Below are 25,738 nucleotides of genomic sequence, written 5' to 3'. Positions count from 1 at the left end.
GAACCTCTCGATAAAGAGGTCCAATCCCGGTGGTATTGCAAGAATGCAGCCAGCTAGCGACTGATCAGTGTTTGCTCGAGTTGCCCTGCAACACCAGTTTGATCAGCGGCCCCAGACTGGTGCCCAGTTGAACCAGGCGCGTGAGGCTGCTGACGCCGCCGTTCTTGGCGCCCTTGCCGGTCAGGAAACCGAGCAGGGTCACGGCGGCCATGCCCCAGAGCGGAGCGTGCTTGATGCCAAAACCGCCTTGCAGGTTTTGGGTCATCCCGCGCACGCGCTGCAGGGGTTGCAACAATTGCCGGGATTCCTGGCGGATTTCCTGGCGATGCATTTCCATGCGCAAACGGATCAGCGCTTTGCGCATTTCCGCGCGCGAGCTGTTGTGCGGCAGTTCAGGCAGGCTCATGGCAGCAGGCGCTCCCGATCATTGGCCAGTTCTTCCAGGGTGCCATGGAAGGGCGAGGATTCATCGAATACCGCAGCCTTGAGGCGCATCCCGCAGAAAATCGCGGCCAGGGTGTAGAACACGCACAGCCCGATGATGGCGGCCAGGCGATAGGTGTCCCAAAACAGGATCATCACCAGTGTCGACAACCCCACCAGCAACAGCAAGGCAAACACCAGCGCCAGGCCGGCAAATAACAACAGGCTGACGGTGCGGGCTTTCTGTTCCTGCAATTCGATGCCGAACAATTCGACATGGCTGTGCAGCAACCCTAGGAAAGCCGCACCCAGCCGCCGCGAGGAAGCGCTTGTGCCCGTCGCGGACGGGCCGGATTCGCCGATAGACATATCAGCGACGCGTGGCCAGCAGGCCAATCAGGAAGCCCACGCCCGCAGCGATGCCGACCGATTGCCATGGATTGGCCTGAACGTAATCTTCGGTGGCGGTGACGGCGGCCTGGCCGCGCTCGCGCAGCGAGTCTTCGGTCAGTTTCAGGGTTTCGCGAGCACGCAGCAGGCTGTCGTGGATCTGGTCACGCAATTCATCGGCCTGATCGCCGGCGATGGATTTGGTGTGTTCCAGCAACCGTTCGGTGTCGCTGACCAGGGTCTGAAAATCGTTCATCAGGATTTCTTGAGCAGTCTTTGCCTTGATGCTGGCCATGGGTGAATCTCCGTAAGTGGCTTCTGATGCGTTCGAGTATGAGCGTTGGGTGAAGGTTCAGTACAAATGACTGGTACAACTTTTGCTATGTCATGGTGCGTCAGCCTGCGCCGTTGCGCTGTTGCTGGGCGTGATTTGAGCAAAACCATAACTCAAATAATCGAAACCCGCGCAAAGGTCATGACCTTGTGCGCCAAAGCGGTTCATTGGAATCAATGCGTTGGTTCCGGCAGGCCGCAACTTGGTGCATGGATTGTCTGCGCGAACTGCTTTGGTGCTTTTTTAGCCTTCAGGTCTGCCAACCCCATGGAAAATCTGCAAAGCGCTGTGGACAGTCTGGTCCATAGCTCCAATACGTTGTTCATTTTGATCGGTGCGGTCATGGTGTTGGCCATGCACGCCGGTTTCGCGTTTCTGGAAGTCGGGACGGTTCGGCAAAAGAACCAGGTCAACGCGTTGTCGAAAATCCTCAGCGACTTCGCGATTTCGACGTTGGCGTATTTCTTTATAGGCTACTGGATTTCCTACGGCGTGACTTTCATGCAACCGGCGGCGGTGATCAATGCCGATCACGGTTACGGTCTGGTGAAGTTCTTCTTCCTGCTGACCTTTGCGGCGGCGATCCCGGCGATTATTTCCGGCGGCATTGCCGAGCGTGCGCGCTTCGTTCCGCAGTTGTGTGCGACGGCGCTGATCGTGGCGTTCATCTACCCGTTTTTCGAAGGCATGATCTGGAACGGCAACTTCGGCGTGCAAGCCTGGTTGCTGGAACGCTTTGGCGCCAGCTTCCATGATTTCGCCGGCTCGGTGGTGGTTCACGCCATGGGCGGCTGGCTGGCGCTGGCGGCGGTGTTGTTGCTGGGGCCACGGCAAGGACGTTATCGCGACGGTCGGCTGGTGGCGTTCGCGCCGTCGAGCATTCCCTTCCTGGCCTTGGGCTCGTGGATTCTGATCGTCGGCTGGTTCGGCTTTAACGTCATGAGCGCGCAGACATTGCAGGGCGTCAGTGGGCTGGTGGCGGTGAATTCGCTGATGGCCATGGTCGGCGGCACAGTGGCGGCGTTGATCGTCGGACGCAATGACCCGGGCTTTCTGCATAACGGCCCGTTGGCCGGGCTGGTGGCGATCTGCGCCGGTTCCGACCTGATGCACCCGGTCGGCGCGCTGGTGACCGGCGCGATTGCCGGGGCCTTGTTCGTCTGGTGCTTTACCGCAGCCCAAGGCAAATGGCACATCGATGATGTGCTGGGTGTCTGGCCGTTGCACGGTTTGTGCGGTGTCTGGGGCGGGATTGCTTGTGGCATTTTCGGCCAGACGGCACTGGGCGGCCTCGGCGGCGTGAGCCTGATCAGCCAGTTGATCGGCACCTCGCTGGGCGTGATCGTGGCACTGGCCGGCGGCTTCGCGGTGTACGGCACGATCAAGGCATTCCATGGTTTGCGCCTGAGTCAGGAAGAAGAGTATTACGGCGCGGACTTATCGGTGCACAAGATCGGCGCCGTGAGCCAGGACTAGTTTTCCTCATCGTCGGCACCGGGATAAAACCGGTGCAGCAGGCTGTAGCGGTCGTGTCGGACCTGATCGACCCGCTCTTGCACCTGATGCGCCGGCAGACCCAGCATGATCAGCGCATGGGAGGCGAGCATCAGGCTCGACTCCAGCAACTCCGGCACCACTTCATTGGCGCCGGCGGCTTTCAATTCGGCCCACTGACTGTCATCCCGGGTGCGTACCAGGATAGGCACGCTCGGGTTGTATCGACGTGCTTCCTTGAGGATCAACAGGGCGATATCAGTCTGGTCCACGGCAATCACCAGCAACCGCGCACGCTCCAACCCCACGGCGGCGAGCAACTCGCCGCGTCGTGAGTCTCCGTAGTGCACGCTGCTTTCCTCGGCGGCCGCTTCCTGCACCCGCACCGGATCGTTATCCAGGGCGATATAAGGCTGTTGCGCGTTGTGCAGAAAGCGTCCGATGGATTGCCCCACGCGACCGTATCCGCAAATCACCACATGGCCGTGCAATCCGGCGTTGAGCGCGCTGATTTCCTCGAGTTTTGCTTCTTCGTTGGGTTTGCGATGCAGGCGCGCAGCGATACGTGGCGCGGCGCGCAGCAACAAGGGCGTGACCAGCATCGAACAGAACGTCGCCGCCAGCAGCAGGCCGCCAAGGTCGGCGGGCATCAATTTGTTCTGTTGCATCTGCGCCATCAAGGCAAAGCAGAACTCGCCGCCCTGGGCCAGCGCCAGGCCACTGCGCCAGGCGGTCTCGCCATCGCTGCCGCGCCATTTGACCAGCAGAGCCACCACACTGCCCTTGATCAGCAGCAATCCGAGCGTGAGGCCGAGGATCAACAAGCCGTGGCTGGCAAACAGTTGCAGGTCGATCAGCATGCCGATACTGACGAAAAACAGTCCCAGCAGGATGTCGCGGAACGGCCGGATGTCCGCCTCGATCTGATGCCGGTAATGGCTTTCCCCCAACAGCATGCCGGCGAGGAATGCGCCGAGGGCGGGGGAGAGCCCAAGCAAATGCGTCAGCCAGGCGGTCAGCAGCACAATCACCAGCGCCAGCAGCACGAACAGTTCTGCGGAACGGGACGCGGCGACTTCCTGGAACAACCGAGGCAGCAACCAGCGACTGGCCAGCAGCAGGCCGACAAATAGCAACACGGTCTTGGCCAGTGTCAGGGGCAGCGCCCAATACCAAGCTTGATCGCTACTGCCGGCGAACACCGGCACCAGGGTCAGCAGCAACACCGCGACCACGTCCTGGAACAGCAGCACGCCAATGGCATTCTGGCCGTGACTGCTGAAAATCTCCCCAAGGCTGCCCAGCTCCTTGCTGACGATGGCCGTGGACGACAACGCCAGGCCGGCGCCGAGCAGCAGCGCCGGGGTGACCGACATGCCGAACAGCATCAGCAAGCCCCCCAGCAGCAGCCCGGAAACCAACACTTGCAGGCTGCCGAGGCCGAACACCACCTGGCGCAACGCGAGCATTTTCGACAGGGAAAACTCCAGTCCCAGTGAAAACAGCAAAAACACCACGCCCAGTTCGGCGAGGTCTGGCAGCTCTTCGCTTTCATTCACCCAATCCAATGCCGTGGGCCCGACCATCAGCCCCACGCAGAGGTAGCCCAGCACCGGCGGCAAACGCAGGCGCCGGAACAGGGCAATGACCACCAGGGAGGAGGCGAGAATGATCAACAGATTGGCAAACACTGAAAACTCCGGTGAAGGGTTCGGGCTACCCAAGCGTAGAGGCAAAAAAAGTCCAGAGCATCGCGCAAACGGGATTGCGCGCAAATGATATGCATCAGGAAATTGCCGAAACCTTTTGAAATTGGCTGGCGGGCCCTTGGGGCGTTGGCTCGACGGTTGATGGCGGCGGGGCCTAGAATGAAAGTCTATTTGAACGGGTCTGTTTGTCATGCCTCCTGAATGTCAGCTGTTCGGCACCTTGGGTTGCCATCTCTGTGAACTTGCCGAAGACGAACTGATGCCTTTGGTCGAGCACGGTTTGATGGTGGAGTTGGTGGATATCGCGGAAAACGAGGATTGGGTCGAAGACTACGGCCTGCGTATCCCGGTGTTGCGGCGCCTGGATACCGGCGCTGAACTGGATTGGCCCTTCGATGCCGAGCAGGTCGTGACGTTCTTGCGCTAGGTCTTTCCCATCCGTCGCGGTGTTGTGTTCCGCCATTGGCGAAAAGCAGGTTATTCGGTTACTGTATGTTCATACAGTTATTCGGATTGCCTGCCATGCGTCTTCCTCTTGCGGATTTGGCCAGGTGATCCCGCTAGTCAGAGGGATGAACCGTGGTCAATGTCGAACAATTGAAGAACAGCGTGAACCGGATGTCGGTCGACGTGGTGCGCGAGGCGGTCCTCGAGCTGCGTCTGGATGGCCTGGTCACGGAAGGTAAAACCCCCTTCAACAAGCTGCATTTCAACACCTGTTTCGCCGAGATCGAAGCCTTGTTCCAGCGCGCGGGTTATCACCGGCAACTGGATGTCGTGGGGTATCAGGGCTTGATGTATGCGCTTTACGATCCCGGTCGCTGGGAAGCGGTGGATGTGCTGCGCTGGCTCAAGGAATTCACCGAGGCGGCGGCGCGGACACAGTCGATACCGGCCTGAGGATTCTCCGCTAGGTTCGCTCCGGCCGCTGTTGGATAATGCCGCCCTGTATTGAGGGTTAGAGCGTTCGTATGTCCACTTCATCGTTTTCCGCTGCACACAGCCAGGCCAGTACCCTCTATTTGCCGCCGGGCCCGTGGCAGACCGTGCTCGATTGCCTGTGCGAGCACTTTGGCGCTATCGGCCGTGAGCAATGGCTGGACCGTATCGCTCGTGGCCGTGTCCTCGACGGCCAGGGACAGCCGATCGCCCTGGACCTGCAGTACAAGGAAGGCCTGCGGATTCATTATTTTCGTGAAGTGCCGGACGAAAAGCCGATCCCGGTGGTCGAGTCGATCCTGTACGCCGACGAGCACCTGGTAGTCGCGGACAAGCCGCACTTTCTGCCGGTGACGCCGGCTGGCGAATACGTGGAGCAAACCCTGCTGCGACGGCTGACCCACCGCCTGGATAACCCGCATCTGGTGCCGTTGCACCGCATTGACCGGCATACGGCGGGGCTGGTGTTGTTTTCGGCCAACCCGCAGACGCGTTCTGCGTATCAGTCGTTGTTTCCGACGCGCCAGATCGAAAAGCGCTACGAGGCGATTGCACGGGCGTTGCCTGAGCTGTCCTTCCCGCTGGTGCATAAAAGTCGCCTCGTGGACGGCGAACCGTTCTTCCGCATGCAGGAAGGTCCGGGTGTCAGCAATACCGAGACGGCGGTCGAGGTCAGGGAGAAAAACGGTGAGCTCTGGCGTTACGGGCTGTACCCGGTCACTGGCAAGAAGCACCAGTTGCGGGTGCACATGACCGCCTTGGGCGCCAGCATCTGCAATGATCCGTTCTATCCGCAGGTACTCAAGGACGTCGAGGATGATTACGCCAATCCCTTGAAGTTGCTGGCCCAAGGGCTGCGCTTTGTGGATCCGGTCACCGGCGAGGAGCGCGCCTTCGAAAGCACCATCACCTTGCAGTGGTGATCGGCAGCGCACTTTTCTTCAGCCACGAAAAAGCCCGCATTTAGCGGGCTTTTCTGTATCTGGTTGTCACCGCAAGGATTACAGGTCCTTAACGGTACGAACCTGATCCTTGTTGATGCGGGTGTGCTTGCCGTCCAACTGTTCGAACTCGTAGAAACCCGACTCTTCATCGAATTTAGGTTGGTCGACGGCCTGGATTTCACGACCATCATTCAAGGTGATCACTGTTGGCGATGCACAACCGGCGAGGGTAGCGAGGCCCAGTGCGAGCATGAAAGTGGCGAGGGTCCGTTGAGTCATGAGTGTGTCTCCGAATATGAATACTTTTAGTTACTGAGCTTGTAGACGTATGCAACGAGCGCAAGTTCCTTCTCGTGTCAGTCTGACACAGTGTGGTGTGCACTTAACAGTTCTGGTGTGTTCAGGTTGGCCAGCCGAGGGTCATTGTCCGGGCATTGCAGGGCGGTGGCGCCCAGCTGCCGCATGATTCGCCCCGGGCTGCGTTCACCCTCGTTCCAGGCATTTTCGAACGCATTTGAAAGGGCGACGGGAATAATGCACAGCAACGGCTCCCAATGGTCGCCGTGACGCAGCATCAGGGGATTGTCCGGATGCTGTGCGGCGGTTTCGCGCATGCCTTGAAGCAGGGCGGCGTCAATGCGCGGCACGTCGCAGGGCAACACCAGCAAATAGGCGTGGCGGGCGGCTTTCAGGCCGGCACGGATACCGGCCAGGGGCCCTGGGAAATCGGCGTGATCATCAACCACCAGTTGGTCGGCGTAGGGCGCGTATTTTTCCTGGTTTCTGTTGCAGGAGATGATCAAGTCGTCGCTCAGCGCGCGGGTCTTGCGGTGCAGGTGGGCAATCAGCGGTTCGCCGTGCCACTCGATCAGCCCTTTGTCCTGGCCGCCCATACGCTGGCCACGTCCACCCGCCAGGAGCAGAATTGAACAGGTCGGCAGCGGTGTAGTCGAGGTCATGGCAGCTCTCCATGGGGGCGGCGAAAAATTGAGGCGCTGTGATATAACACCGGGCTGTTTCCCCTACAACTGGAAGAGCCTATGAAAGCCAAGGCTGATGTACCTTTCGCGCCGCTCAACATCGCGGTGTTGACGGTCAGCGATACCCGAACCCTGGAAACCGACACCTCTGGACAGGTCTTTGTCGACCGTCTGAGCGCGGCCGGTCACAACCTCGCAGAGCGAGTGTTGCTTAAAGATGACCTCTACAAAATTCGCGCGCAAGTCGCCACCTGGATTGCCGACGATGTGGTGCAGGTCGTGCTGATCACGGGCGGCACCGGATTCACCGGGCGCGACAGCACGCCGGAAGCGGTCAGTTGCCTGCTGGACAAACAGGTCGATGGTTTCGGCGAGTTGTTCCGGCAGATTTCCGTGGCTGATATTGGCACCTCGACTGTGCAGTCCCGAGCATTGGCCGGCTTGGCCAACGGCACGCTGGTCTGCTGCTTGCCGGGCTCGACCAATGCCGTGCGTACCGGTTGGGATGGCATTCTCGCCGAGCAACTGGATTCGCGGCACCGCCCATGCAATTTCGTCCCTCATCTGAAACAGGCGGCCCCCTGTGAATCCCGCGGGTAAGCCCGGCAAGACTGGCAGCTTGATGCCTGTCGAGGTGGCACTGGCGCGCTTGTTGGAAATGGCCGAAGCGGCACCGATCCGCGAGCGTGAACACCTGCCGTTGGCGCAGGTTCAGGGCCGTGTGCTGGCAGACGATCTGATCTCGACGCTGGACCTGCCGCCCTGGCCCAACAGCGCCATGGACGGGTACGCCCTGCGACTGGCCGACTGGAGCGGTGAACCGTTGGTGGTCAGCCAGAAGATTTTCGCTGGCCAGGCCCCGCAACCGTTGCAGCCAGGCACCTGTGCACGAATCTTCACCGGTGCGCCGGTGCCTGCCGGTGCCGACTGCGTCGAGATGCAAGAGAACGCCGAGGTCCAGGCGGATGAGCGCGTGCGTTTCACCGAAACCATGACGCCGGGCCAGAACATTCGTCCACAGGGCCAGGAAACCACTGTCGGTGAGTTGGTCTTGTCCGCCGGCACGCGCCTGGGTCCTATCGAGCAGGGGCTGGCGGCATCGCTGGGATGTGCCGAGCTGGCGGTGGTGCGCAAGGTTCGTGTGGCAGTGTTGTCCACCGGTGATGAACTGATCGAGCCCGGTCAGGCATTGGGTCCGGGACAGATCTACAACAGCAATCGTGTGTTGCTTTGCAGCTGGTTGCAGCGTTTGGGCTGCGAGGTGATTGATGCCGGCATTCTTGAGGATGATCTGGCGGTAACGCGTGCTCGCCTGGGCGAACTGAGCAATGTCGACCTGATTTTGTCCACCGGCGGTGTGTCAGTGGGTGAGGCCGACTTCCTCGGCATTGCCTTGCGCGAAGAGGGCGAGCTCACATTGTGGAAGCTCGCTATCAAACCCGGCAAACCGCTGACGTTTGGACATTTCCGTGGCGTACCTGTGATTGGCTTGCCGGGTAACCCGGCTTCAACGCTGGTGACCTTTGCTTTGTTGGCGCGGCCTTATCTCCTGCGCCGTCAGGGTGTCCAGGAGGTCGAACCGTTGAAGTTCCCGGTGCCGGCAGGGTTCGTCTGGCCCAAGGCTGGCAACCGACGCGAGTACCTGCGTGGGCGTCTCGAGAATGGTCGGGCAATCATCTACAGGAATCAAAGCTCCGGCGTTCTGCGCAGCGCCGCCTGGGCCGAGGGCCTGGTGGAGGTGCTGGAAGATCGCACGTTGATCGAGGGTGAATACGTCAACTTCATCCCCCTGAGCGAAGTCTTGGGCTGATGCCTGTCGACGCAGGGCCGGCTGATCCAGCCGTGCCTTGCGTCACGCTGCCGCTCAATGAGACAGGAGCGTCACGACCTGATCGAACCGGCTGTTGGCGATCCACCCCAGAAGCCCCAGCAACACGGCGCTTGCGCCAGCCAGGTAGGCCAGTCGGTGCTTGATGGATTTGACGTCACCACGCACTTCGTCCATGTCTCGGCGGATGTACTTGAGGTGGGTTTCCAGCTCAACGACGCGAGGTTCCATATCTTCTCCAGCAGGTTTTGCGCTGTGTGTGAACTCAGTCTGATGAGCCCTTAGGGCGTTTGCATTCATTGCGTGCACATCCTTGTGTGTTTGTATTTTGATGGTTGAAACCATTAGGCCCAACGTTGGACCAATCACCTGGCTCGGTCAATTGAGCCGATTCCGTATGTTTCGTAAGAAAAAATACCGCGTTGTAGGACCCCGAGCACCGGGACTCTGAATTAATTCAAGTTTTCCTGACTTTTTTGTGTGTCCGTGAGGTCAACATCTCCCATAGGGATTCCAATCATGGGAGTGATCGCAATGGATGAGCGCAAAGCGCTGTTGATTCTGCATGGCAAGCAGGCACTCAATGAGGACGTTCGCGCGGCCGTTGAAGGCAAGCGCAAGCAGGGATGGGAGCTGGCGGTCCGGCTGACCTGGGAGGCCGGCGATGCCGCGCGCCTGGTGGACGAAGCGCTGACTGCCGGATACACGCAAGTGATTGCCGGGGGTGGTGACGGCACCTTGCGCGATATCGCTGAAGCCATGGCGGCACACTCGAACGAGGCTAGCCTGGTGCTGCTGCCGTTGGGTACCGCCAATGACTTTGCCCGCGCCGCCGGCATTTCCCTGGAGCCCTCTGAGGCACTGGAACTGCTGGACAGTGCTCCGAGCGCCATTGATCTGGGAACGGTTGGCGGACAGGCGTTCCTGAACATGGCCACCGGCGGATTTGGCAGTAATGTCACGGCCAACACCTCGGAGGACCTGAAAAAAATCCTGGGCGGCGCGGCGTATCTGTTCACAGGGTTATCGCGTTTCAGCGAATTGCATGCCGCTTATGGCGAACTGCAGGGGCCGGACTTTCACTGGCGAGGCGAATTACTCGCATTGGGCATCGGCAATGGCCGACAGGCCGGCGGTGGACGTGTGTTGTGCCCGGAGGCACTGGTGGACGACGGATTGCTGGACATCAGCATTCTGCCGGCGCCTCAGGAAGTGGTCGGCACGTTGAAGAACCTGCTGACCGAGGGCTTCGGCATCGACAACATGTTTGTGCGAGCCCGTTTGCCTTGGGTCGAGATCAAGGTGTCGGAAGGCCTGCATATCAATCTGGATGGCGAACCGCTGGAGGGCGATGACTTGCGTTTCGAAGCGCGTCCGGCGGCATTGCGGGTGCATTTACCGCCGAACTCGCCGCTGCTCAGTTCAACGCCAGCCGTCAATCGTCCAGGCTGATGATCTGCTCGCGCACGGCGAACAGCACCAGGCCCGCCACGTCGTAGATCTGCAAGCGTTTCATGATCTGCGAGCGGTGGGTTTCAACGGTCTTGATGCTCAGACCCAGGCCGTTGGCGATTTCCCGGGTGGATTTGCCGCGCACGATCAGCCGCAGGATTTCAAGCTGGCGTGCCGTCAGGTTGTGGGAGTCCTGGGGCGGTGCCTGGTTTTTCTGGGTACGGGTCAGCGCCTGGTTGATCACCGTGTGCGCAATGGCCGGGCTCAGGTAGCGCTCGTTATTGCGCAAGGCATCCAGGGCGTGTTCGAGTTCAGTCGCCGTGGTGTCCTTGAGCAAGTAACCATGAGCCCCGGATTCCAGCGCCTGCATGATCAGCGTCGGGTCGGTGTGCATCGACAGGATCAGCACCTTGCTTTGCGGGCGAACCCTTTTGAGACGCTGCAAGGCTTCGAGGCCGCCGGTCTCCTTCATGGAGATATCCAGCAAGACAATGTCCGGGGACAGTTGCTCGACCATCTCCACCAGATGCGAGCCGTCATTAGCCTCGCCGACTACCGCGTAGCCGGGAATATCCAGCACCAAAGCGCGCACGCCTGCCCGGATAAGCGAGTGGTCATCCACCAGAAGTAAATTACAAGTCAACGCATAACCTTATTCGTACTGGCCCGTTCGAGCGCGCGGGGCGCCCAGGGGAAAAGTGCTTCGATTTGAGTGCCTTTGCCTGGCTCGCTGGTCACGGTCAAGGTCCCGCCCAATTGCTCGAGCCGTTCCGACATCCCGGCCATTCCACGTTGTCCCTCGCGTCCGGGGTTTGCCGCGGGCGCGAAACCCAGGCCGTCATCGCTGATCAGCAATGTCAGGCCTTGGGGCAAGCGTTGCACGCGCACCAGTAAATTCCGGGCCTCGGCATGGCGCAAAATATTGGTCACCGCTTCCTGGGTAATACGGAAGGCGGCCACGGCCATTTCTTCCGGAATGCCGGTCAAGCGCTGATGGCATTCCAGGCTCCAGTGCACCGAGGTATTGGCCAGGGTCTTGAGCAAGTGTGCCCGCAGGCTGGCCTCCAGGCCAAGACTGGTCAGCTGTCGGGGATTGAGGATGGCAGAGACGTCGCGCACCTTGGTCAGGGTTTCTTCCAGGGTGTCGCACAGCACCGAGCATTGACCCTGCAGGTCTTCGGGCAGTCGGCGCTTGAGCCATTCACTTTGCAGTTTTGCTGCAGTCAGCAATTGGCCGATATCGTCGTGCAACTCGCGGCTGAGCCGATGACGTTCGTTTTCCTGGACTTCCAGAAGTCGGTCGGCCAGCTCTTGAGGTTGAAACTTGATCGATTTGCGCGACAGGCGATGCCCGACCCAGACACAGGCCAGTGCCGCGATGTTGAGCACCAGCAGGCTCGCCGGCAAGCGAGTGGAGAGGCCATAGACCAGCAGACTGCCAAGCGCCGAGCAGGTACACAGCAACAGCGTGAACCGACGCGCGTTTACTCGGGAAGGTGGCCACGTGGTGATTGACTTGAGGCTGGCGTACATAGCAGATGGAGCCAATGGATGTTCGCTGCGGGCAGACCCGTCATGGTGACTGACGAGTCTCTGTCTGAAAAACTTTTGGGTAAATCACCGACTTCAACGGGGCAAACCAAAGGGCGAAATACAGCGTTGAAGTTTAGCGGGTTGTTCTCGTCTGGAATCACGGTGCCATTAATTGACGCCAATTAATGGCCGGCATAATACCACTTAAGATACCGTTGGTCGCGTTTGGTATATATGTCTATACAGTCAGGAATTAGGGTGCATGGACGTTGGTTCCATAATGGAAAAAGTTTGGGTTTTTGTCACATGAAGATAGTGAAGATGCCTGGATTTTATTTTTAAAGTCAGGCATTACCTGAGCCCGAGACAGAAAGTCGGTGCTCGACTGGAATACTTATTTGTAATGAGTTGTCGTTGACAGATATGAAATATGCAATTGCGACATGTGCATTCAAATGACTGCGCTGGGTGTGGGCAATAATAAAACCAGCCAACGAATAGTTGTCCGGTAAATTTAAGCTTGCCGTTCCGAGAAGGTCACGAGGGTGAGCGGTTTGGCATGCACAGGAGGTTGAAAGCGGCTTTGCCCGACCTGAAAGGCAAACGCTTCGATCAACGATGTCTGCTCGCTTTCATCCAGGCTCAACTGGCCGGTTTTTTGGTCGATGAGTTCGAGTTGCCAGGCCAGCAGCGTCAGGCAATCTTTCAGCGCTTCCAGGGCTAGGTCGTTCAGCACCCTCTGATGCTGGGCATGGTTCAACAATCCATGAATGTGCAGCGAAAACTCCGACACCGCTTCCAGTCCCAAGGCATCGGCCTTGTTCGCCAGCTTGAGCAGGGTGCTGAGCATGCAATCGATTGCGTCCGTATCATGGCTGATCAGTTGCAGATGACTGACGCATTCCTCGGTTTTGGCCAGGAGTGTTTCAGCCTCGACGAGAAACTCGGGAAGCCCTTGAGTCCCCTCTTTATGGTCGTTCGGCATGCTTATCTCCACAACGTCATGTCAGATGGGGGAATGTCGTGTGTGTCGATAATCACGAGTTTTTGCGCGAGCGCACCCCGGCGAACTGTTGTGCACGCTGGATAACTCGAGAGGGTGGAGGGCCACTGACCTGCGATCGCACACAAAAGCCTGACTCCGTTCATGCAATGAGAATGGCGTCACATTAATGGCTATTGGATATTGCGAATATCAGGTTGGGCCTGATTGTTACTAGGGGAATCCCTTACACAGGGGAACCTATCGTGCAAACCGAGGTCGCGCGGCAGGGAAAGGAACGTGATGAAAATCACGAGGCCAGTAAAGCATGATGTTAATGTGACATCAATGGCTAAGATGGCATTTTGTCGGGGGGTCAAGGTCCTGCAATAACAGCCGATAACCCTCTTTAGTGAATTCATCAGAACAAGCCCAGGAGTCATTGATGGCCGGCATTCTCGACACGGTAGACCAACGCACGCAACTGGTGGGTGAGAATCGCCTGGAAATTCTCATGTTCCGGTTGGCCGGGCGACAATTGTTCGCGATCAACGTGTTTAAAGTTCAAGAAGTCCTGCAACTGCCGAAACTGACCTTGATGCCCCAGCGTCATCCGTTTGTTTGCGGTGTGGTCAACCTGCGCGGCCAGACGCTGCCAGTGATCGACCTGTCCCAGGCGATCGGTATGCGCCCTTTGGTGCCAAGCCCGACCAGCACCATTATCGTTACCGAGTACAACCGCTCGGTGCAGGCGTTCCTGGTCGGTGGCGTAGACCGTATCGTCAACATGAACTGGGAAGCCATTCTGCCGCCGCCGACCAGCGCCGGTCGCCAGCATTACCTGACCGCCATCAGCAAGGTCGATGACCAGTTGGTGGAAATCATCGACGTGGAAAAAGTCCTCGCCGAAATCGTCCCGTACAACGCCAAGGTGTCCAAGGAGAAACTCGATGACCCGGTGCTCGAACGCGCCCGTGGCCGCGAAGTGCTGTTGGTGGACGACTCCAACGTGGCGCTCTCGCAATTGCGCGACACTCTTGGTCAGTTGGGCGTGAAGATGCACATCGCCAGCGACGGCCTGAAAGCGCTGAACATGCTCAAGGCCTGGGCCGATACCGGCGTGGTCATGACCGACAAACTGCTGATGATCTTCACCGACGCGGAAATGCCGGAAATGGACGGCTATCGCCTGACCACTGAAATCCGTAACGACCCGCGCCTGCGCGGCCTCTACGTGGTCCTGCACACCTCGCTGTCCGGCAGTTTCAACGACTCGATGGTGAAGAAGGTCGGCTGCGACAACTTCCTCTCCAAGTTCCAGCCGGACAAGCTTGTGGATGTAGTGCGCCAGCGCCTGATGCTGGACGAAGTGCCTGCCTGAGGTTGTACACGGTCTACCTGTGGGAGCGGGCTTGCTCGCGAAAGCGCTAAGACAGTCGACATCAATGTTGAATGTTAAGCCGCTTTCGCGAGCAAGCCCGCTCCCACAATGTATGCAGTGTCAAATACTCAGCCTTTGATTCAGCGATCAAGCTCGTATAGGGTGGCTTTTTTTGCCCACCAGGGAGCTGGCAATGCTGCGTCTGAGCGCGCTTTATCGTTATCCGTTGAAATCCGCCAAGGGCGAGACCCTGCAACAGGTCAGCCTCGACAAACTGGGCCTGGACGGTGATCGACGCTGGATGCTGGTAGATGAGGCCAGCGGGCGTTTCCTGACCCAACGCGCGGTGGCGCAGATGAGCCAGTTGTCGGCGCTGTGGAATGCCGATGGCGGCTTGACCCTCAGTGCGCCTGGCCATTCAACCATCGATATCGCCTTGCCCGACAACGAGGCAGAACTGCGCGGCGTGACCATTTGGCGCGACACCTTGCGTGTGCCGGATGCCGGCGACGCGGCGGCGGCTTGGGTCAGTCAATTCATCGGCAAGCCGACGCGGCTGGTGCAAGTGCCGCTGGATCGCGCGCGCAGCACTCAGGCCGGTTACGGCAAGGACGATGATCAGGTGGCGTTCGCCGATGGTTTCCCGCTGCTACTGATCGGGCAGGCATCGCTGGAAGACCTGTCGAGCAAAGTCGGGCGACCGCTGGAAATGCTGCGCTTCCGGCCCAATCTGGTGATCGAGGGCAGCGGGGCCTACGCCGAAGATGGCTGGAAGCGCATCCGCATCGGCGATGTCGAGTTCCGTGTGGTCAAGTCGTGCGCGCGCTGCATTCTGACCACCATCGATCCGCAGACCGGAGTCCGCAGCGATGATCGCGAGCCGCTGGCCACGCTACAAAAGTATCGGGCTGAAGAGGATGGCGCGATGTTCGGCCAGAACCTGGTCAACGACAGCAACGGTCGACTTGAAGTCGGCATGCCGGTAACGATCCTCGAATAACCCGCGCCATGAATGAAAAATGCCCGTGTCCTTGGACACGGGCATTTTTTTGTCACTGTGAAAACCCAGGGTTTTAGCCGCGGTATTCGCACAGGTAAGCGGTGTCGACGGCCACTTTCAGCTGGAACTTGCTGTTGGCAGGTACGTTGAACTGGCTGCCGGCGGCGAAGGTTTCCCAGTCGCTGCTGTCCGGCAACTTGACGGTCAGGGCGCCGGTTACCACGTGCATGATTTCACGCTGGCTGGTGCCGAATTCGTATTCGCCCGGGGCCATGACGCCGATGGTTGCCGGACCTTCAGCAGTGCCAAAGGCGATCGACTTGACGGTGCCGTCGAAGTACTCGTTGACTTTAAACATGGGCGATTCCTCGAAAAAGGGCTTAAAAGGGCCGGCCAGTATGCACAACGCCCCTTGCGCCGTCACCTTCCTAGATGGGCAGCACCAGCGGTAACAACCGCGCGGTATTGCGTGCGTCCTCCAGCGCCCGGTGTTGCTGGCCGTTGAACTGCATGCCCGCCAGTTGCAGCGCACCGTTGAGTCCCAGCGGGCGTTCCAGTCGCCGTGCCTTGGCGAAACGCTGCTTGAGGTTCATGTGCGGCACCTGGCTCAAGAAACTGTCGAGTTGCAGGCGCTGCCATTCCTGAACCAATTGCTTGCGGTCGTAATCGCCCCAACTGGCCCAACCGTCCAGGCGCGAATGATGTTGGCCGAGCCAGCGCTCGAACGCCGGCCAGACCTCGGTCAACGGCTGCGCGGTATCGATATTAGCCTGGGTGATGTGGGTCAACTCGCGGCAAAACGGCGTCAGCAATGGCCGGCGCGTCGGGCGTACGAAGCGCTGGAATTGATCCAGTTCCCGACCTTTTCGGTCCACCAGGGTGGCACCGATTTCGATGATTTCCATCTCTGTGACTGGCCAGCCGCCCTCATCGGTGGTGGCTTCCAGATCAATGACCAACCAGTGAGGCATCGCAGGTTTCCTGGTATCCGCGTCCTGATAGGGCTTGAGCGTAGCCAAACCCGGCGGATCCGCCTAGCGCCTTATTCGACCTCCAACAAAATCTGACGATTTTTGACCTGATCGCCGACCCTGACCTGCAAGCGCTTGAGCACGCCGTCGATGCCGGATTTCAGCGGATGCTCCATTTTCATGGCCTCCAGCACTACCAGCAGTTGCCCCTTGCTGACGGTACTGCCCTCGCTGACCAGTACGTCCACGATCGCCCCGTCCATCGGCGCCTTGAGCGTGCCGGAGCTGACGCTGGCCTGGCTGGTCACTGCAATTTGTGTGCGATCCACCAGCCGCAGGCTGCCGGGGCGGGTGAATAGCCAGAGTTGCCCGGCGTCGAGGCGATAGGCGTGACGCTGGCGGATGCCATCGAGTTCCAGGATGGCGTGCTGCCCGTCGCAGTGGATGATCTTCAGTTCGAGCGTCCGGTCGCCGACCTTTAGCTGGTACGGCTCGCCAGGCACCGCATTCAGTTCCACGGTCCAGTTCTGATCTTCCACGCCGATCCGATAGTGCAGCGGCACGCTGGCATTGTTGCGCCAGCCGGCCAAAGGCGCGGCGTGTTGCTGTGCTGAAGCCTGATAGAGCAGCGCCGTCGCGATGGCCAGTTCTTCGGCGCTCGGAACGTGGGCATGCAGGCAGGGATGTTCGGCGAAGTGCGTCGGGATAAACCCGGTGCTGAACTCGCCGCTGATAAATTGTGGATGTTCGAGCAGGCTGGCGAGCAGGCGCTGATTGCTTTGCACGCCCAACAGCACGCTGTCCTGCACCGCGCGCACAAGCTTGCGTCGGGCTTCTTCGCGGGTGGCGCCGTGGGCGATGAGTTTGCCGAGCAGCGGATCGTAGAAGGGGCTGACGTGCTGACCTTCAAGCAGGCCATGGTCGATGCGTACGCCACTTTGCAACGCTGGCTCCCAAGCGCCGATACGCCCGGTCTGCGGCAGGAAACCCTGGGCCGGGTCTTCGGCGTACAGGCGCACTTCGATGGCATGCCCGTCGAGTTGCACCTGATCCTGACGCAGCGGCAACGGCAGGCCTTCGGCGACGCGTAGTTGCCAGGCCACGAGGTCCAGGCCGGTGATCAATTCGGTCACCGGGTGTTCCACTTGCAGTCGGGTGTTCATCTCCAGAAAGTAAAACTGGCCGCGCGCATCGAGCAGGAATTCCACCGTGCCGGCACCGACATAGTTCACCGCGCGCCCGGCCTTGAGTGCTGCTTCGCCCATGGCCTGACGTAATTCGGCGGTCATCACCGGGCAGGGCGCTTCCTCGATGATCTTCTGGTGCCGGCGCTGGATCGAGCAATCGCGCTCGCCGAGGTAGATCAGGTTGCCGTGCTGGTCGCCGAACACTTGCACCTCGACATGGCGCGGATCGATCAGCGCCTGTTCGAGGATCAGTTCATCGCTGCCAAACCCGTGCAGAGCTTCGGAACGTGCAGTGCGCAGTTGTTCCAGCAAATCACTGGCGTCGTGCACCAGGCGCATGCCACGCCCGCCACCGCCGGCACTGGCCTTGATCATCAGCGGGTAGCCAATGCGCTCGGCTTCACGGCTGAGGGTCGCGTCGTCCTGTGCGGCGCCTTGATAGCCGCTGATGCAGGGCACGCCGGCCTGGATCATGGCGAGTTTTGACAGGCGTTTGCTGCCCATCAGCTCGATGGCTTCGGGGCTAGGGCCGATGAAGGTGATGCCGGCCTGTTGGCAGGCGAGGGCGAATTCGGCGTTTTCCGAGAGGAAGCCGTAGCCGGGGTGGATCGCATCGGCGCCGGTGCGGCGGGCGGCCTCGATGATCGCCGGGATGTTCAGGTAGGACTGCTGCACCGGGGCCGGGCCGATGTTGATGGCTTCGTCGGCCATCTGCACGTGTAGGGCATCGGCGTCGGCGTCGCTGAACACCGCGACGGTGCGGTAACCCAAGGCCTGGGCGGTGCGCTGGATGCGGCAGGCGATTTCACCGCGGTTGGCGATCAGGATTTTGCGGAGTCCGGGCATGGTTTATTCCCTTGGTTTTGCGGTGGTTGTGATGGCCTCTTCGCGGGCAAGCCTCGCTCCTACAGGGGGGGGCGCAAATGTTGGGCACGGCAGAAAACCTGTAGGAGCGAGGCTTGCCCGCGAAGGTTTTAAGAGGCCCACCCCGGTTTTCGCTTTTGCACAAAAGCCATGGTCCCCTCGACCCCTTCAGCCCCGGTCACCGCTTCGCTGAACCACTCGGCCGCTTGATCCAACAATTCATCGGACGGCTGCCCGGCACTCGCCAACAGCAATTTTTTGGTCAACGCATTCGCCCCTGGCGCGCAGCACAACACATGCGCCAATACTTCTTCGAGGCGTTCGGCCAGGGCCTGCGCATCATGCTCGACAAAATGCACCAGGCCCATGCGCCGCGCCTGGGTGCCATCGAAGCGTGCCGCCGTCAGGGCCAGTCTTCGCGCCTGAGTCAGGCCGATGCGCTGGACCACGAATGGCGCAATCTGCGCCGGCAACAGACCGAGGCTGGTTTCCGGCAAACCGAATTGCGCCTGATGATCCGCCAGCGCGACATCGCTGACACAGGCCAGGCCAAACCCGCCGCCGAGCACCGCGCCTTGCAGCACCGTGATCACCACTTGCGGGGCGTGTTGCACCTCTTGCAGCAAGGCACCGAACGCCCGGTTCAGGTCGCGATAGGCTTCCGGGCCTTGAGCGCGGGCATTGGCCATGTCCTTGATGTCGCCGCCGGCACAGAAATGCCCGCCGGCTCCGCTGATCACCAAGGCCCGCACGGCCCGGTCGTCATGCACTGCCGCCAGCACTGCGCGCAGTTCGGCGACCATCTGCAAGCTCATGGCGTTGCGGCTTTCTGGACGGTTGAGGGTAATGTGCAGCACGCCGTTGTGCCGTTCGAGCAACAGCGTCTGGCAATCCGGCAAGCTGCTCATTTCTTTTTCCCCGGCAAGATGCCCATGAGTTTGCAGATGATCCCCAGCATGATTTCGTCGGCGCCGCCGCCAATCGACACCAGCCGCACATCGCGATAGGCGCGGGCCACCGGGTTGTCCCACATGAAACCCATGCCGCCCCAATATTGCAGGCAACTGTCGCTGACTTCCCGGCCGAGTCGCCCGGCCTTGAGTTTGGCCATCGACGCCAGGCGCGTGACGTCCTGGCCTTTGATGTACTGCTCGGTGGCCTGATAGACCAGCGCCCGCAGGCATTCGATTTCGGTTTGCAGTTCCGCGAGGCGAAAGTGAATCACCTGGTTGTCGATCAGTGCATTGCCAAACGTCTTGCGCTCCTTGCAATACTCGATGGTGCTGTCGATGCAGTATTCCAGGCCCTTGATCATGTTCGCCGCACCGAACAGACGCTCCTCCTGGAACTGCAACATCTGCATCATGAACCCCGCGCCTTCGTGACCGATGCGGTTGCGCTGCGGGACCCGCACGTTGTCGAAAAACACCTGGGCGGTTTCCGAGCTGCGCATGCCGAGCTTGTCCAGATGCGAACTCAGGCTGATGCCCGGCGTGTTCATCGGCACCATGATCAGCGATTTGTTGACGTGGGGTTTGTCGTCCGAGGTGTTGGCTAGCAGGCAGATGAAATCGGCGCTCGGCGAGTTGGTGATCCACATCTTGCTGCCGTTGATCACGTAGTCGTCGCCGTCCTTGCGGGCGGTGGTTTTCAGCCCGGCCACATCGGAACCGGCGCCGACTTCCGAAACGCCGATACAGCCGACCTGCTCGCCGGTGATCGCGGGCCTCAGGAACTCTTCACGCAATTCATCGGAGCCGAAGCGGGCGAGGGCCGGGGTGCACATGTCGGTCTGCACGCCGATGGACATCGGGATCCCGCCGCAATGAATGGTGCCGAACTCTTCGGCGGCGACGATCGAATAGCTGTAGTCGAGGCCCATACCGCCGAATTTTTCCGGTTTGGAAATCCCCAGCAATCCGAGGTCGCCAGCCTTGCGGAAAATCTCATGGATCGGAAAGCGCCCGGCCTTTTCCCATTCCTCGACGTGCGGGTTGATCTCGTGATCGACGAACTGGCGAACGGTGCGGCGCAGTGCTTCGTGTTCCTGGGTGAAGATCATTTTTATTGTTCTCCTGATCTGATCGTTCCCACGCTCTGCGTGGGAATGCAGCCTTAGACGCTCAGCGTCATCAAAAGCGGGCGACACCAAAACTGTTGGCTTGCAGCGGCCGAACCTCGGCCTCATGGCAGATATCCAGCAAATACCCGAGCAACGTCCGGGTGTCTCGCGGATCGATCAACCCGTCGTCCCACAAACTGGCGCTGCCATAAAGCGCGGTGGACTGGCTGTCGAGTTTCTGCGCGGTAACCTGCTCCAGCATGTCGAGCATTTTCGGATCCGGCACCAAACCGTCCTTGAGCTGTTTGGCCTCGGTGACGATCCGCAACACCTTGCCGGCCTGTGCGCCACCCATGACGGCGGTGCGACTGTTGGGCCAGGCGAAGATGAAGCGCGGGTCGAGTCCGCGACCGCACATCGCGTAATTGCCAGCGCCATAGGAACCGCCGACGACGATGGTCAGTTTCGGCACTCGGGCATTCGCCACTGCCTGGATCATCTTCGCGCCGTGCTTTATCACGCCTTGCTGTTCCGATTCGGTGCCGACCATGAACCCGGTGGTGTTGTGGAAAAACAGCAGCGGCGTCTGGCTCTGGTCGCACAACTGAATGAACTGCGCAGCCTTGCTCGCGCCCTTGGGCGTGATCGGGCCGTTGTTGCCGATGAAGCCGCAGGCCCGGCCCTGGATTTTCAGGTGACCGCAAATCGTCTGCTGATCGAACTCGCCCTTGAATTCGAGGAAGTTCGACGCGTCGGCAATCCGCGCAATGATTTCGCGCACGTCGTAAGGCTTTTTCGGATCGTCCGGGATCAGGCCGAGCAATTCGTCGATGGGGTAGAGCGGTTCCGTCCACTGCGGTTCGGGCAGCCATGGCAACTGTTCGTTCCATGACAACAGGCTGACAATCTCGCGCACCAGGCGCACGCCATCAGCATCGTTTTCGGCCAGGTATTCGGCGGTGCCAGCGGTTTGCGCGTGCATCTCCGCGCCGCCCAGTTCTTCATCGGTGGCGACTTCGCCAGTGGCAGCTTTCAACAGCGGCGGACCAGCGAGAAACAGCTTGGCCTTGCCGCGCACCACCACCACGTAATCCGACAAGCCCGGTTGATACGCGCCGCCCGCGGTGGCCGAGCCATGGACCACAGTGATCTGTGGCAAACCCATGGCCGACATGCGCGCCTGATTGGCAAAGCTGCGCGCACCTTCGATGAAAATCTCGGCGGCATAATTGAGGTTGGCGCCGCCGCTCTCGGCCAGGGTGATCACCGGCAGTTTGTTTTCCATGGCGATCTGCTGCAGGCGCAGGGATTTTTTCAACCCACTGGGGGAAATGGTTCCGCCCTTGATCGCGCTGTTGTTCGCCACCACCAGCACGCGCACGCCGGACACGTAACCGATCCCGGCAATCAAGCCGCCGCCGGCCGAACTGCCGTCCTTGTCGTCGTGCAATTTATAGCCGGCCAGGCTCGCCAGTTCGAGGAACGGCGCGCCGGGATCGAGCAGCAGGTTGAGGCGTTCACGGGGCAGCAGTTGGCCGCGCTTGTCGAATTTGGCCTTGGCTTCGGCGGCCTTGTTCAGCAGGTTCTGTTCGAGCTGGCGCACGTGCTCGATGCCCACCAGCATCGCCGCGCGGTTTTGCGCGAACTGTTCACTGAAAGGGTCGATCTGGGACTCGATCACCGGCATGGCTTATTCCTTGTCCTTGAGCACTTCGGGCCGCAGTACATCGGGTAAATAGGCGCGGTGGAAACCGTTGTACGACTCACTGTTCTGCGCCTTGTGAATCGGCCACGCCCGACCGCCCAGGCTCGCCGCGCCGTCGATGCGCAACGTGCTGCCGCTGACAAACGCTGCCGCAGGACTGAGCAAAAACACGATCGCCGCACTGACTTCCGATTCGGTGCCGATTCGTTTGAGTGGCACATGCTCGCGCAGGGTCGGGATCACCGCTTTGAATGCACCTTCGTAGGTGTCCATGCCGCTGGACGCAATCCAGCCCGGTGCGACGGCGTTGACCCGCACCCCGGCGTAACCCCACTCGAACGCGGCAGTCTTGGTCAGGTTGTCCATGCCCGAGCGCGATGCCCCCGAATGGCCCATGCCGGGCATGCCGCCCCACATGTCGGCGAGCATGTTGACGATGGCCCCGCCGTGTTTGCTCATGGATTGGTTGAACACTTCCCGGGCCATCAGGAAACCGCCCACCAGGTTGGTGCGCATTACGGTTTCGAAACCTTTCTGATTGATCGAGGCCAGTGGCGACGGGAATTGTCCGCCGGCATTGTTGACCAGGCCGTGGATCGGACCGAACAGGCGGATCAACTCGCTGACCAGATGCTTGACCGCTTCTTCCTCGCGAATATCGCAGGTTTTCCAGTCAGCCTTGCCGCCGTCCTCGGCAATCTCGGTGGCGACGTTTCTCAATTTGTCGGCATTGCGCCCCACCAGCAGCACATGGGCGCCGAGGGCCGCCAGTTCGTGGGCGGTACACCGGCCGATGCCGCTGCCGCCGCCAGTGACAATAATGGTTTGGCCAGCGAACAGATCGGGTTTGAAAATCGAGTCGTAAGCCATGGCAGCGGTCCTCTAGTTGACCTGGTCGGCGATGCGCTGGGGCACCGGAATCTGCATCTCCAGCAGTTGCTGGGCGAAGGCCTTGCCTTGCGGATCGATCCGCAGGCTCGCCACGCCGCCACCGCCGAGGGCGTTTTCCAGCAGGAAATTCAAGCTGTGGGTGCCGGGCAAATACCAGCGCTCGACACGCCCGTGGACCGGATCAAGCACGTGGCTCATCCAGTCGACGATCACCTCCGGCGTCAGCGCTTCGGCAATCCATGGCAGGAACTGCGGATCCCGCGCCATGACCCCGATGTTGCTGTGGTTGCCCTTGTCGCCGGAACGGGCCACCGCGAGTTTGATCAGCGCCACGCTGGCGTCGGCCCGCTCGGTGGGTTTGGGTGGCTCGAACGGCACGGGCAGATCAGCGGGGTCGAGCGCATCGAGGGCGGGCAGGGCGCAGGGATAGCGTTGATCCTTGAGATCAATCTCCAGCGTGCAGGCCGTTTTGTCGATCAGGAACGAGAACAGCCGGATCAGCGGATACACCGTCGGCCGGCCGCCAACGATCCCGGTCAATCCCGGTGCCATGCCGGTGGCGGCCTGGGCGATTTCCCGGGAGAACACGATCAATGCTTGTTTGCTCGGGTGGCGCACGGCGAGTTTGATCACCACTTCGCGGCTGTCCTGGCGCTGGCCGTGGGGGCCGTAGGTGGCCTCGCTGCCGAGCAGTTCGATGTTGACTTCGCTATAGGGCGCCCAGCCGCGCTGGCTGAAAATCTCCGACGTCTTGTTGATGATCGCCTCGCTGACCCGCCGCGCCTTGTCCACCGCATCGATACCGGCGATCAGGCAACTGGCGGTGCAACGGAAACCGTCCGGGTAAGTCGCGCTGACCTTGTATTGATCCGTCGGCGGCAGGCCTTTGGCGCCGTGTACCTGCACCGCGTTTTTGCCCTGTTGCTGGAGTTTGACCTGACTGAAATCGCAGACCACGTCCGGCAGCAGATAGGCTCGCGGGTCGCCGATTTCATAGAGCATCTGCTCGCCGACGGTCAGCGGCGTGACCAGCCCACCGGAGCCTTCGGGCTTGCTGACGATGAACTGGCTGTCGGCGCTGACTTCGACGATGGGGAAACCGATGTGCTCGTAGTCGGGCACCTCGCGCCAGTCGGTGAAGTTGCCGCCGGTGCACTGCGCGCCGCATTCGATGATGTGCCCGGCCAGCGCGGCCTGGGCCAGTTTGTCGTAGTCGTGCCACGACCAGCCGAATTCATGCACCAGCGCGGCGCTGACCACGGCGCTGTCGACCACCCGCCCGGTAATGACGATGTCGGCCCCCAGGCGCAGGGCTTCGACGATCCCCGGTGCGCCGAGGTACGTATTGGTGGAGACGCACATCGGTGGCAATGGCGCACCGCTGAACATTTCGCGAATGCCCTGGCTGCTGAGCTGTTTGAACTGCGGTTGCAGGTCATCACCCAGCAGCACGGCGATCTTCAGCGCCACGCCGGCCTTGTCGCACGCTGCTTGCAGGGCGGCGGCGCAGGCTTGCGGGTTGACCCCGCCGGCGTTGCTGATGACGCGGATCTTCTGCTCGGCGAGTTGCGGCAGCAGGGGGCTGAGCACTTCGATGAAGTCGCTGGCATAGCCGGCCTGGGGATCTTTCATCCGTGCGCCGGCCATGATCGACATCGTGATCTCGGCCAGGTAATCGAACACCAGATAGTCCAGGCGCCCGCCTTGCACCAGTTGCGCGGCGGCGGTCGAGGTGTCGCCCCAGAAGGCACTGGCGCAACCGATGCGGATGGTTTTTGGCACAGTCAACTCCATGCTCAGCTCCGACAGAAGTGCTCCGAGACTACCAAGCAAGCGCTTGGTTTGTAAACGCCTGAAATATCTTCTCCCCAAGCGCTTGCTTGGTCGCCCCGGCCAGCTTAAATTGCCCGCGCAACCCCGCTGATTTAGCGGCGAGCGGCGCATCTGACTGAACGACTGTAGGAGAGAACGGGTGGACGAGCAAAAAGCCCTGAGGGTGATGCGCGAATTGGTCGACAACGGCCAATTGACCGACCCGGACAGCGCTCGCGGCAAACTGCTGCAAGTGGCGGCTCATCTGTTCCGCAATAAAGGTTATGAACGCACCACGGTGCGGGATCTGGCCAGCGCGGTGGGCATTCAGTCGGGCAGTATTTTTCACCACTTCAAAAGCAAGGACGAGATCCTGCGCGCAGTGATGGAAGAAACCATTCGCTACAACACCGCGTTGATGCAGGCTGCCCTGGCCGAGGCCGCCAACGTGCGCGAGCGGGTGCTGGCGCTAATCCGCTGCGAGTTGCAGTCGATCATGGGCGGTAGCGGCGAAGCCATGGCGGTGCTGGTGTATGAATGGCGTTCGTTGTCCGCAGAAGGGCAGGTCCACGTGTTGGCCCTGCGCGACATTTATGAAGAGATCTGGCTGCAAGTGCTGGGCGAGGCCAAGGACGCCGGGTTTATCCGTGGCGACGTGTTCATCACCCGGCGTTTCCTGACGGGCGCGTTGTCCTGGACCACCACCTGGTTTCGCGCCGGCGGCAGCATGAGCCTTGATCAATTGGCCGATGAGGCGTTGATTCTGGTGCTGGAAGAACGGCAGTAAGACGTCTATCTCGACGATAAACTGGCTAAGTAGGCGAAACCGCCTAGCTTGAATGGATTGATGCGTATTT

Annotated in this window: 27 protein-coding genes and 1 pseudogene; 10 read left to right on the top strand and 18 right to left on the bottom strand. The window is 60.3% G+C overall.

Annotated features, from left to right (window positions below; genetic code table 11):
- Positions 1-64: 64 nt before the first annotated feature.
- Genes LOY68_RS22485 through LOY68_RS22475 form a run of 3 tightly spaced genes read right to left on the bottom strand, consistent with a single transcriptional unit; the run spans position 65 to position 1,108 of the window.
- Positions 65-406: a hypothetical protein gene (locus LOY68_RS22485; protein WP_163913238.1), complete on the bottom strand. Its 342-nt coding sequence runs from the start codon at positions 404-406 to the stop codon at positions 65-67.
- A complete protein-coding gene (locus LOY68_RS22480; RefSeq protein ID WP_054052077.1) occupies positions 403-792 on the bottom strand; it encodes a phage holin family protein in 390 nt (129 codons plus the stop codon). Before LOY68_RS22480 ends, LOY68_RS22485 begins: the two co-directional genes overlap by 4 nt.
- A gap of 1 nt (position 793) precedes the next feature.
- Complete coding sequence (locus LOY68_RS22475; RefSeq protein WP_054052078.1) at positions 794-1,108, bottom strand: DUF883 family protein; 315 nt, start codon at positions 1,106-1,108, stop codon at positions 794-796.
- A gap of 306 nt (positions 1,109-1,414) precedes the next feature.
- On the opposite strand from LOY68_RS22475, the gene LOY68_RS22470 reads away from it, so the two are divergent.
- On the top strand, positions 1,415-2,623 hold the full coding sequence (locus tag LOY68_RS22470) for an ammonium transporter (RefSeq protein ID WP_265039985.1): 1,209 nt from the start codon (positions 1,415-1,417) through the stop codon (positions 2,621-2,623).
- On the opposite strand, the gene LOY68_RS22465 is transcribed toward LOY68_RS22470, so the two are convergent.
- Positions 2,620-4,332 carry a cation:proton antiporter gene (locus LOY68_RS22465; protein WP_265039983.1) on the bottom strand — a complete coding sequence of 571 codons (1,713 nt, stop codon included), beginning with the start codon at positions 4,330-4,332 and terminating at the stop codon, positions 2,620-2,622. The genes LOY68_RS22470 and LOY68_RS22465 overlap by 4 nt on opposite strands.
- 208 nt (positions 4,333-4,540) lie before the next feature.
- Between LOY68_RS22465 and LOY68_RS22460 the strand changes: the two genes are divergently transcribed.
- The 3 genes from LOY68_RS22460 to LOY68_RS22450 all read left to right on the top strand — a co-directional run bounded on the left by LOY68_RS22460 (position 4,541) and on the right by LOY68_RS22450 (position 6,212).
- Positions 4,541-4,777 carry a glutaredoxin family protein gene (locus LOY68_RS22460; protein WP_054052084.1) on the top strand — a complete coding sequence of 79 codons (237 nt, stop codon included), beginning with the start codon at positions 4,541-4,543 and terminating at the stop codon, positions 4,775-4,777.
- 152 nt (positions 4,778-4,929) lie between these two features.
- Positions 4,930-5,250 (top strand): transcriptional regulator, encoded by a 321-nt coding sequence (locus tag LOY68_RS22455; RefSeq protein WP_054052086.1) that lies wholly within the window; start codon positions 4,930-4,932, stop codon positions 5,248-5,250.
- A gap of 71 nt (positions 5,251-5,321) precedes the next feature.
- Positions 5,322-6,212 carry a pseudouridine synthase gene (locus LOY68_RS22450; RefSeq protein WP_265039981.1) on the top strand — a complete coding sequence of 297 codons (891 nt, stop codon included), beginning with the start codon at positions 5,322-5,324 and terminating at the stop codon, positions 6,210-6,212.
- Between the two features lie 78 nt (positions 6,213-6,290).
- Here LOY68_RS22450 and LOY68_RS22445 read toward each other — a convergent pair whose 3' ends face one another.
- The gene (locus LOY68_RS22445) at positions 6,291-6,512 is read right to left on the bottom strand and encodes a YgdI/YgdR family lipoprotein (RefSeq protein ID WP_054052090.1); all 222 of its coding nucleotides are present in this window, start codon (positions 6,510-6,512) and stop codon (positions 6,291-6,293) included.
- 77 nt (positions 6,513-6,589) lie between these two features.
- Positions 6,590-7,192, bottom strand: a complete 603-nt coding sequence (gene mobA / locus LOY68_RS22440; RefSeq protein WP_265039978.1) for a molybdenum cofactor guanylyltransferase MobA — start codon at positions 7,190-7,192, stop codon at positions 6,590-6,592.
- A gap of 81 nt (positions 7,193-7,273) precedes the next feature.
- On the opposite strand from mobA, the gene moaB reads away from it, so the two are divergent.
- The gene (gene moaB, locus LOY68_RS22435; protein ID WP_054052093.1) at positions 7,274-7,813 is read left to right on the top strand and encodes a molybdenum cofactor biosynthesis protein B; all 540 of its coding nucleotides are present in this window, start codon (positions 7,274-7,276) and stop codon (positions 7,811-7,813) included.
- A 22-nt stretch (positions 7,814-7,835) separates the two neighbouring features.
- Complete coding sequence (gene glp, locus LOY68_RS22430) at positions 7,836-9,023, top strand: gephyrin-like molybdotransferase Glp (protein ID WP_265045825.1); 1,188 nt, start codon at positions 7,836-7,838, stop codon at positions 9,021-9,023.
- A gap of 54 nt (positions 9,024-9,077) precedes the next feature.
- Here glp and LOY68_RS22425 read toward each other — a convergent pair.
- Positions 9,078-9,314, bottom strand: a pseudogene (locus LOY68_RS22425) (hypothetical protein); the annotation flags it as partial.
- 261 nt (positions 9,315-9,575) lie between these two features.
- Here LOY68_RS22425 and yegS point away from each other — a divergent pair.
- Positions 9,576-10,493: a lipid kinase YegS gene (gene yegS, locus LOY68_RS22420; protein ID WP_163913247.1), complete on the top strand. Its 918-nt coding sequence runs from the start codon at positions 9,576-9,578 to the stop codon at positions 10,491-10,493.
- Here yegS and LOY68_RS22415 read toward each other — a convergent pair.
- The 3 genes from LOY68_RS22415 to LOY68_RS22405 all read right to left on the bottom strand — a co-directional run bounded on the left by LOY68_RS22415 (position 10,477) and on the right by LOY68_RS22405 (position 13,011).
- Positions 10,477-11,136 carry a response regulator transcription factor gene (locus tag LOY68_RS22415; RefSeq protein WP_163913250.1) on the bottom strand — a complete coding sequence of 220 codons (660 nt, stop codon included), beginning with the start codon at positions 11,134-11,136 and terminating at the stop codon, positions 10,477-10,479. The two genes, yegS and LOY68_RS22415, sit on opposite strands and share 17 nt — an antisense overlap.
- Complete coding sequence (locus LOY68_RS22410) at positions 11,133-12,026, bottom strand: sensor histidine kinase (protein ID WP_163914843.1); 894 nt, start codon at positions 12,024-12,026, stop codon at positions 11,133-11,135. The genes LOY68_RS22415 and LOY68_RS22410 overlap by 4 nt, the downstream gene beginning before the upstream one ends.
- A gap of 514 nt (positions 12,027-12,540) precedes the next feature.
- Complete coding sequence (locus tag LOY68_RS22405; protein WP_163913252.1) at positions 12,541-13,011, bottom strand: hypothetical protein; 471 nt, start codon at positions 13,009-13,011, stop codon at positions 12,541-12,543.
- Between the two features lie 442 nt (positions 13,012-13,453).
- Between LOY68_RS22405 and LOY68_RS22400 the strand changes: the two genes are divergently transcribed.
- Positions 13,454-14,389: a chemotaxis protein CheV gene (locus LOY68_RS22400; RefSeq protein WP_133838221.1), complete on the top strand. Its 936-nt coding sequence runs from the start codon at positions 13,454-13,456 to the stop codon at positions 14,387-14,389.
- Positions 14,390-14,582: 193 nt separating this feature from the next.
- On the top strand, positions 14,583-15,389 hold the full coding sequence (locus LOY68_RS22395; RefSeq protein WP_163913254.1) for an MOSC domain-containing protein: 807 nt from the start codon (positions 14,583-14,585) through the stop codon (positions 15,387-15,389).
- A 73-nt stretch (positions 15,390-15,462) separates the two neighbouring features.
- Here LOY68_RS22395 and LOY68_RS22390 read toward each other — a convergent pair whose 3' ends face one another.
- From LOY68_RS22390 to LOY68_RS22355, 8 genes are all read right to left on the bottom strand, one after another.
- A complete protein-coding gene (locus LOY68_RS22390; RefSeq protein ID WP_054614024.1) occupies positions 15,463-15,747 on the bottom strand; it encodes a pyrimidine/purine nucleoside phosphorylase in 285 nt (94 codons plus the stop codon).
- Between the two features lie 70 nt (positions 15,748-15,817).
- Positions 15,818-16,360, bottom strand: a complete 543-nt coding sequence (locus LOY68_RS22385) for an exonuclease domain-containing protein (RefSeq protein ID WP_054052111.1) — start codon at positions 16,358-16,360, stop codon at positions 15,818-15,820.
- A 71-nt stretch (positions 16,361-16,431) separates the two neighbouring features.
- Complete coding sequence (locus LOY68_RS22380) at positions 16,432-18,393, bottom strand: acetyl/propionyl/methylcrotonyl-CoA carboxylase subunit alpha (protein ID WP_265039972.1); 1,962 nt, start codon at positions 18,391-18,393, stop codon at positions 16,432-16,434.
- A 128-nt stretch (positions 18,394-18,521) separates the two neighbouring features.
- Entirely contained in the window at positions 18,522-19,319 is a 798-nt protein-coding gene (locus tag LOY68_RS22375; protein ID WP_265039970.1) for an enoyl-CoA hydratase/isomerase family protein, read from the bottom strand.
- Positions 19,316-20,473 carry a citronellyl-CoA dehydrogenase gene (atuD, locus tag LOY68_RS22370; protein ID WP_265039968.1) on the bottom strand — a complete coding sequence of 386 codons (1,158 nt, stop codon included), beginning with the start codon at positions 20,471-20,473 and terminating at the stop codon, positions 19,316-19,318. The genes LOY68_RS22375 and atuD overlap by 4 nt, the downstream gene beginning before the upstream one ends.
- A 70-nt stretch (positions 20,474-20,543) precedes the next feature.
- Positions 20,544-22,160 carry a geranyl-CoA carboxylase subunit beta gene (gene atuC / locus LOY68_RS22365; protein WP_265039966.1) on the bottom strand — a complete coding sequence of 539 codons (1,617 nt, stop codon included), beginning with the start codon at positions 22,158-22,160 and terminating at the stop codon, positions 20,544-20,546.
- Positions 22,161-22,163: 3 nt separating this feature from the next.
- A complete protein-coding gene (locus tag LOY68_RS22360) occupies positions 22,164-23,048 on the bottom strand; it encodes an SDR family oxidoreductase (protein WP_054052121.1) in 885 nt (294 codons plus the stop codon).
- Positions 23,049-23,060: 12 nt separating this feature from the next.
- Positions 23,061-24,851 carry an acyclic terpene utilization AtuA family protein gene (locus LOY68_RS22355; protein WP_265045824.1) on the bottom strand — a complete coding sequence of 597 codons (1,791 nt, stop codon included), beginning with the start codon at positions 24,849-24,851 and terminating at the stop codon, positions 23,061-23,063.
- Between the two features lie 190 nt (positions 24,852-25,041).
- Here LOY68_RS22355 and LOY68_RS22350 point away from each other — a divergent pair, with 190 nt between their 5' ends.
- Positions 25,042-25,668 carry a TetR/AcrR family transcriptional regulator gene (locus LOY68_RS22350; RefSeq protein WP_054052124.1) on the top strand — a complete coding sequence of 209 codons (627 nt, stop codon included), beginning with the start codon at positions 25,042-25,044 and terminating at the stop codon, positions 25,666-25,668.
- Positions 25,669-25,738 lie beyond the last annotated feature (70 nt).

This window comes from Pseudomonas sp. B21-053 (genome assembly GCF_026016365.1).
GTDB classification, from domain to species: Bacteria; Pseudomonadota; Gammaproteobacteria; order Pseudomonadales; family Pseudomonadaceae; genus Aquipseudomonas; species Aquipseudomonas nunensis.
Note: the sequence above shows the minus strand (reverse complement) of the source record. Positions and strands in the feature narration are given on the sequence as shown.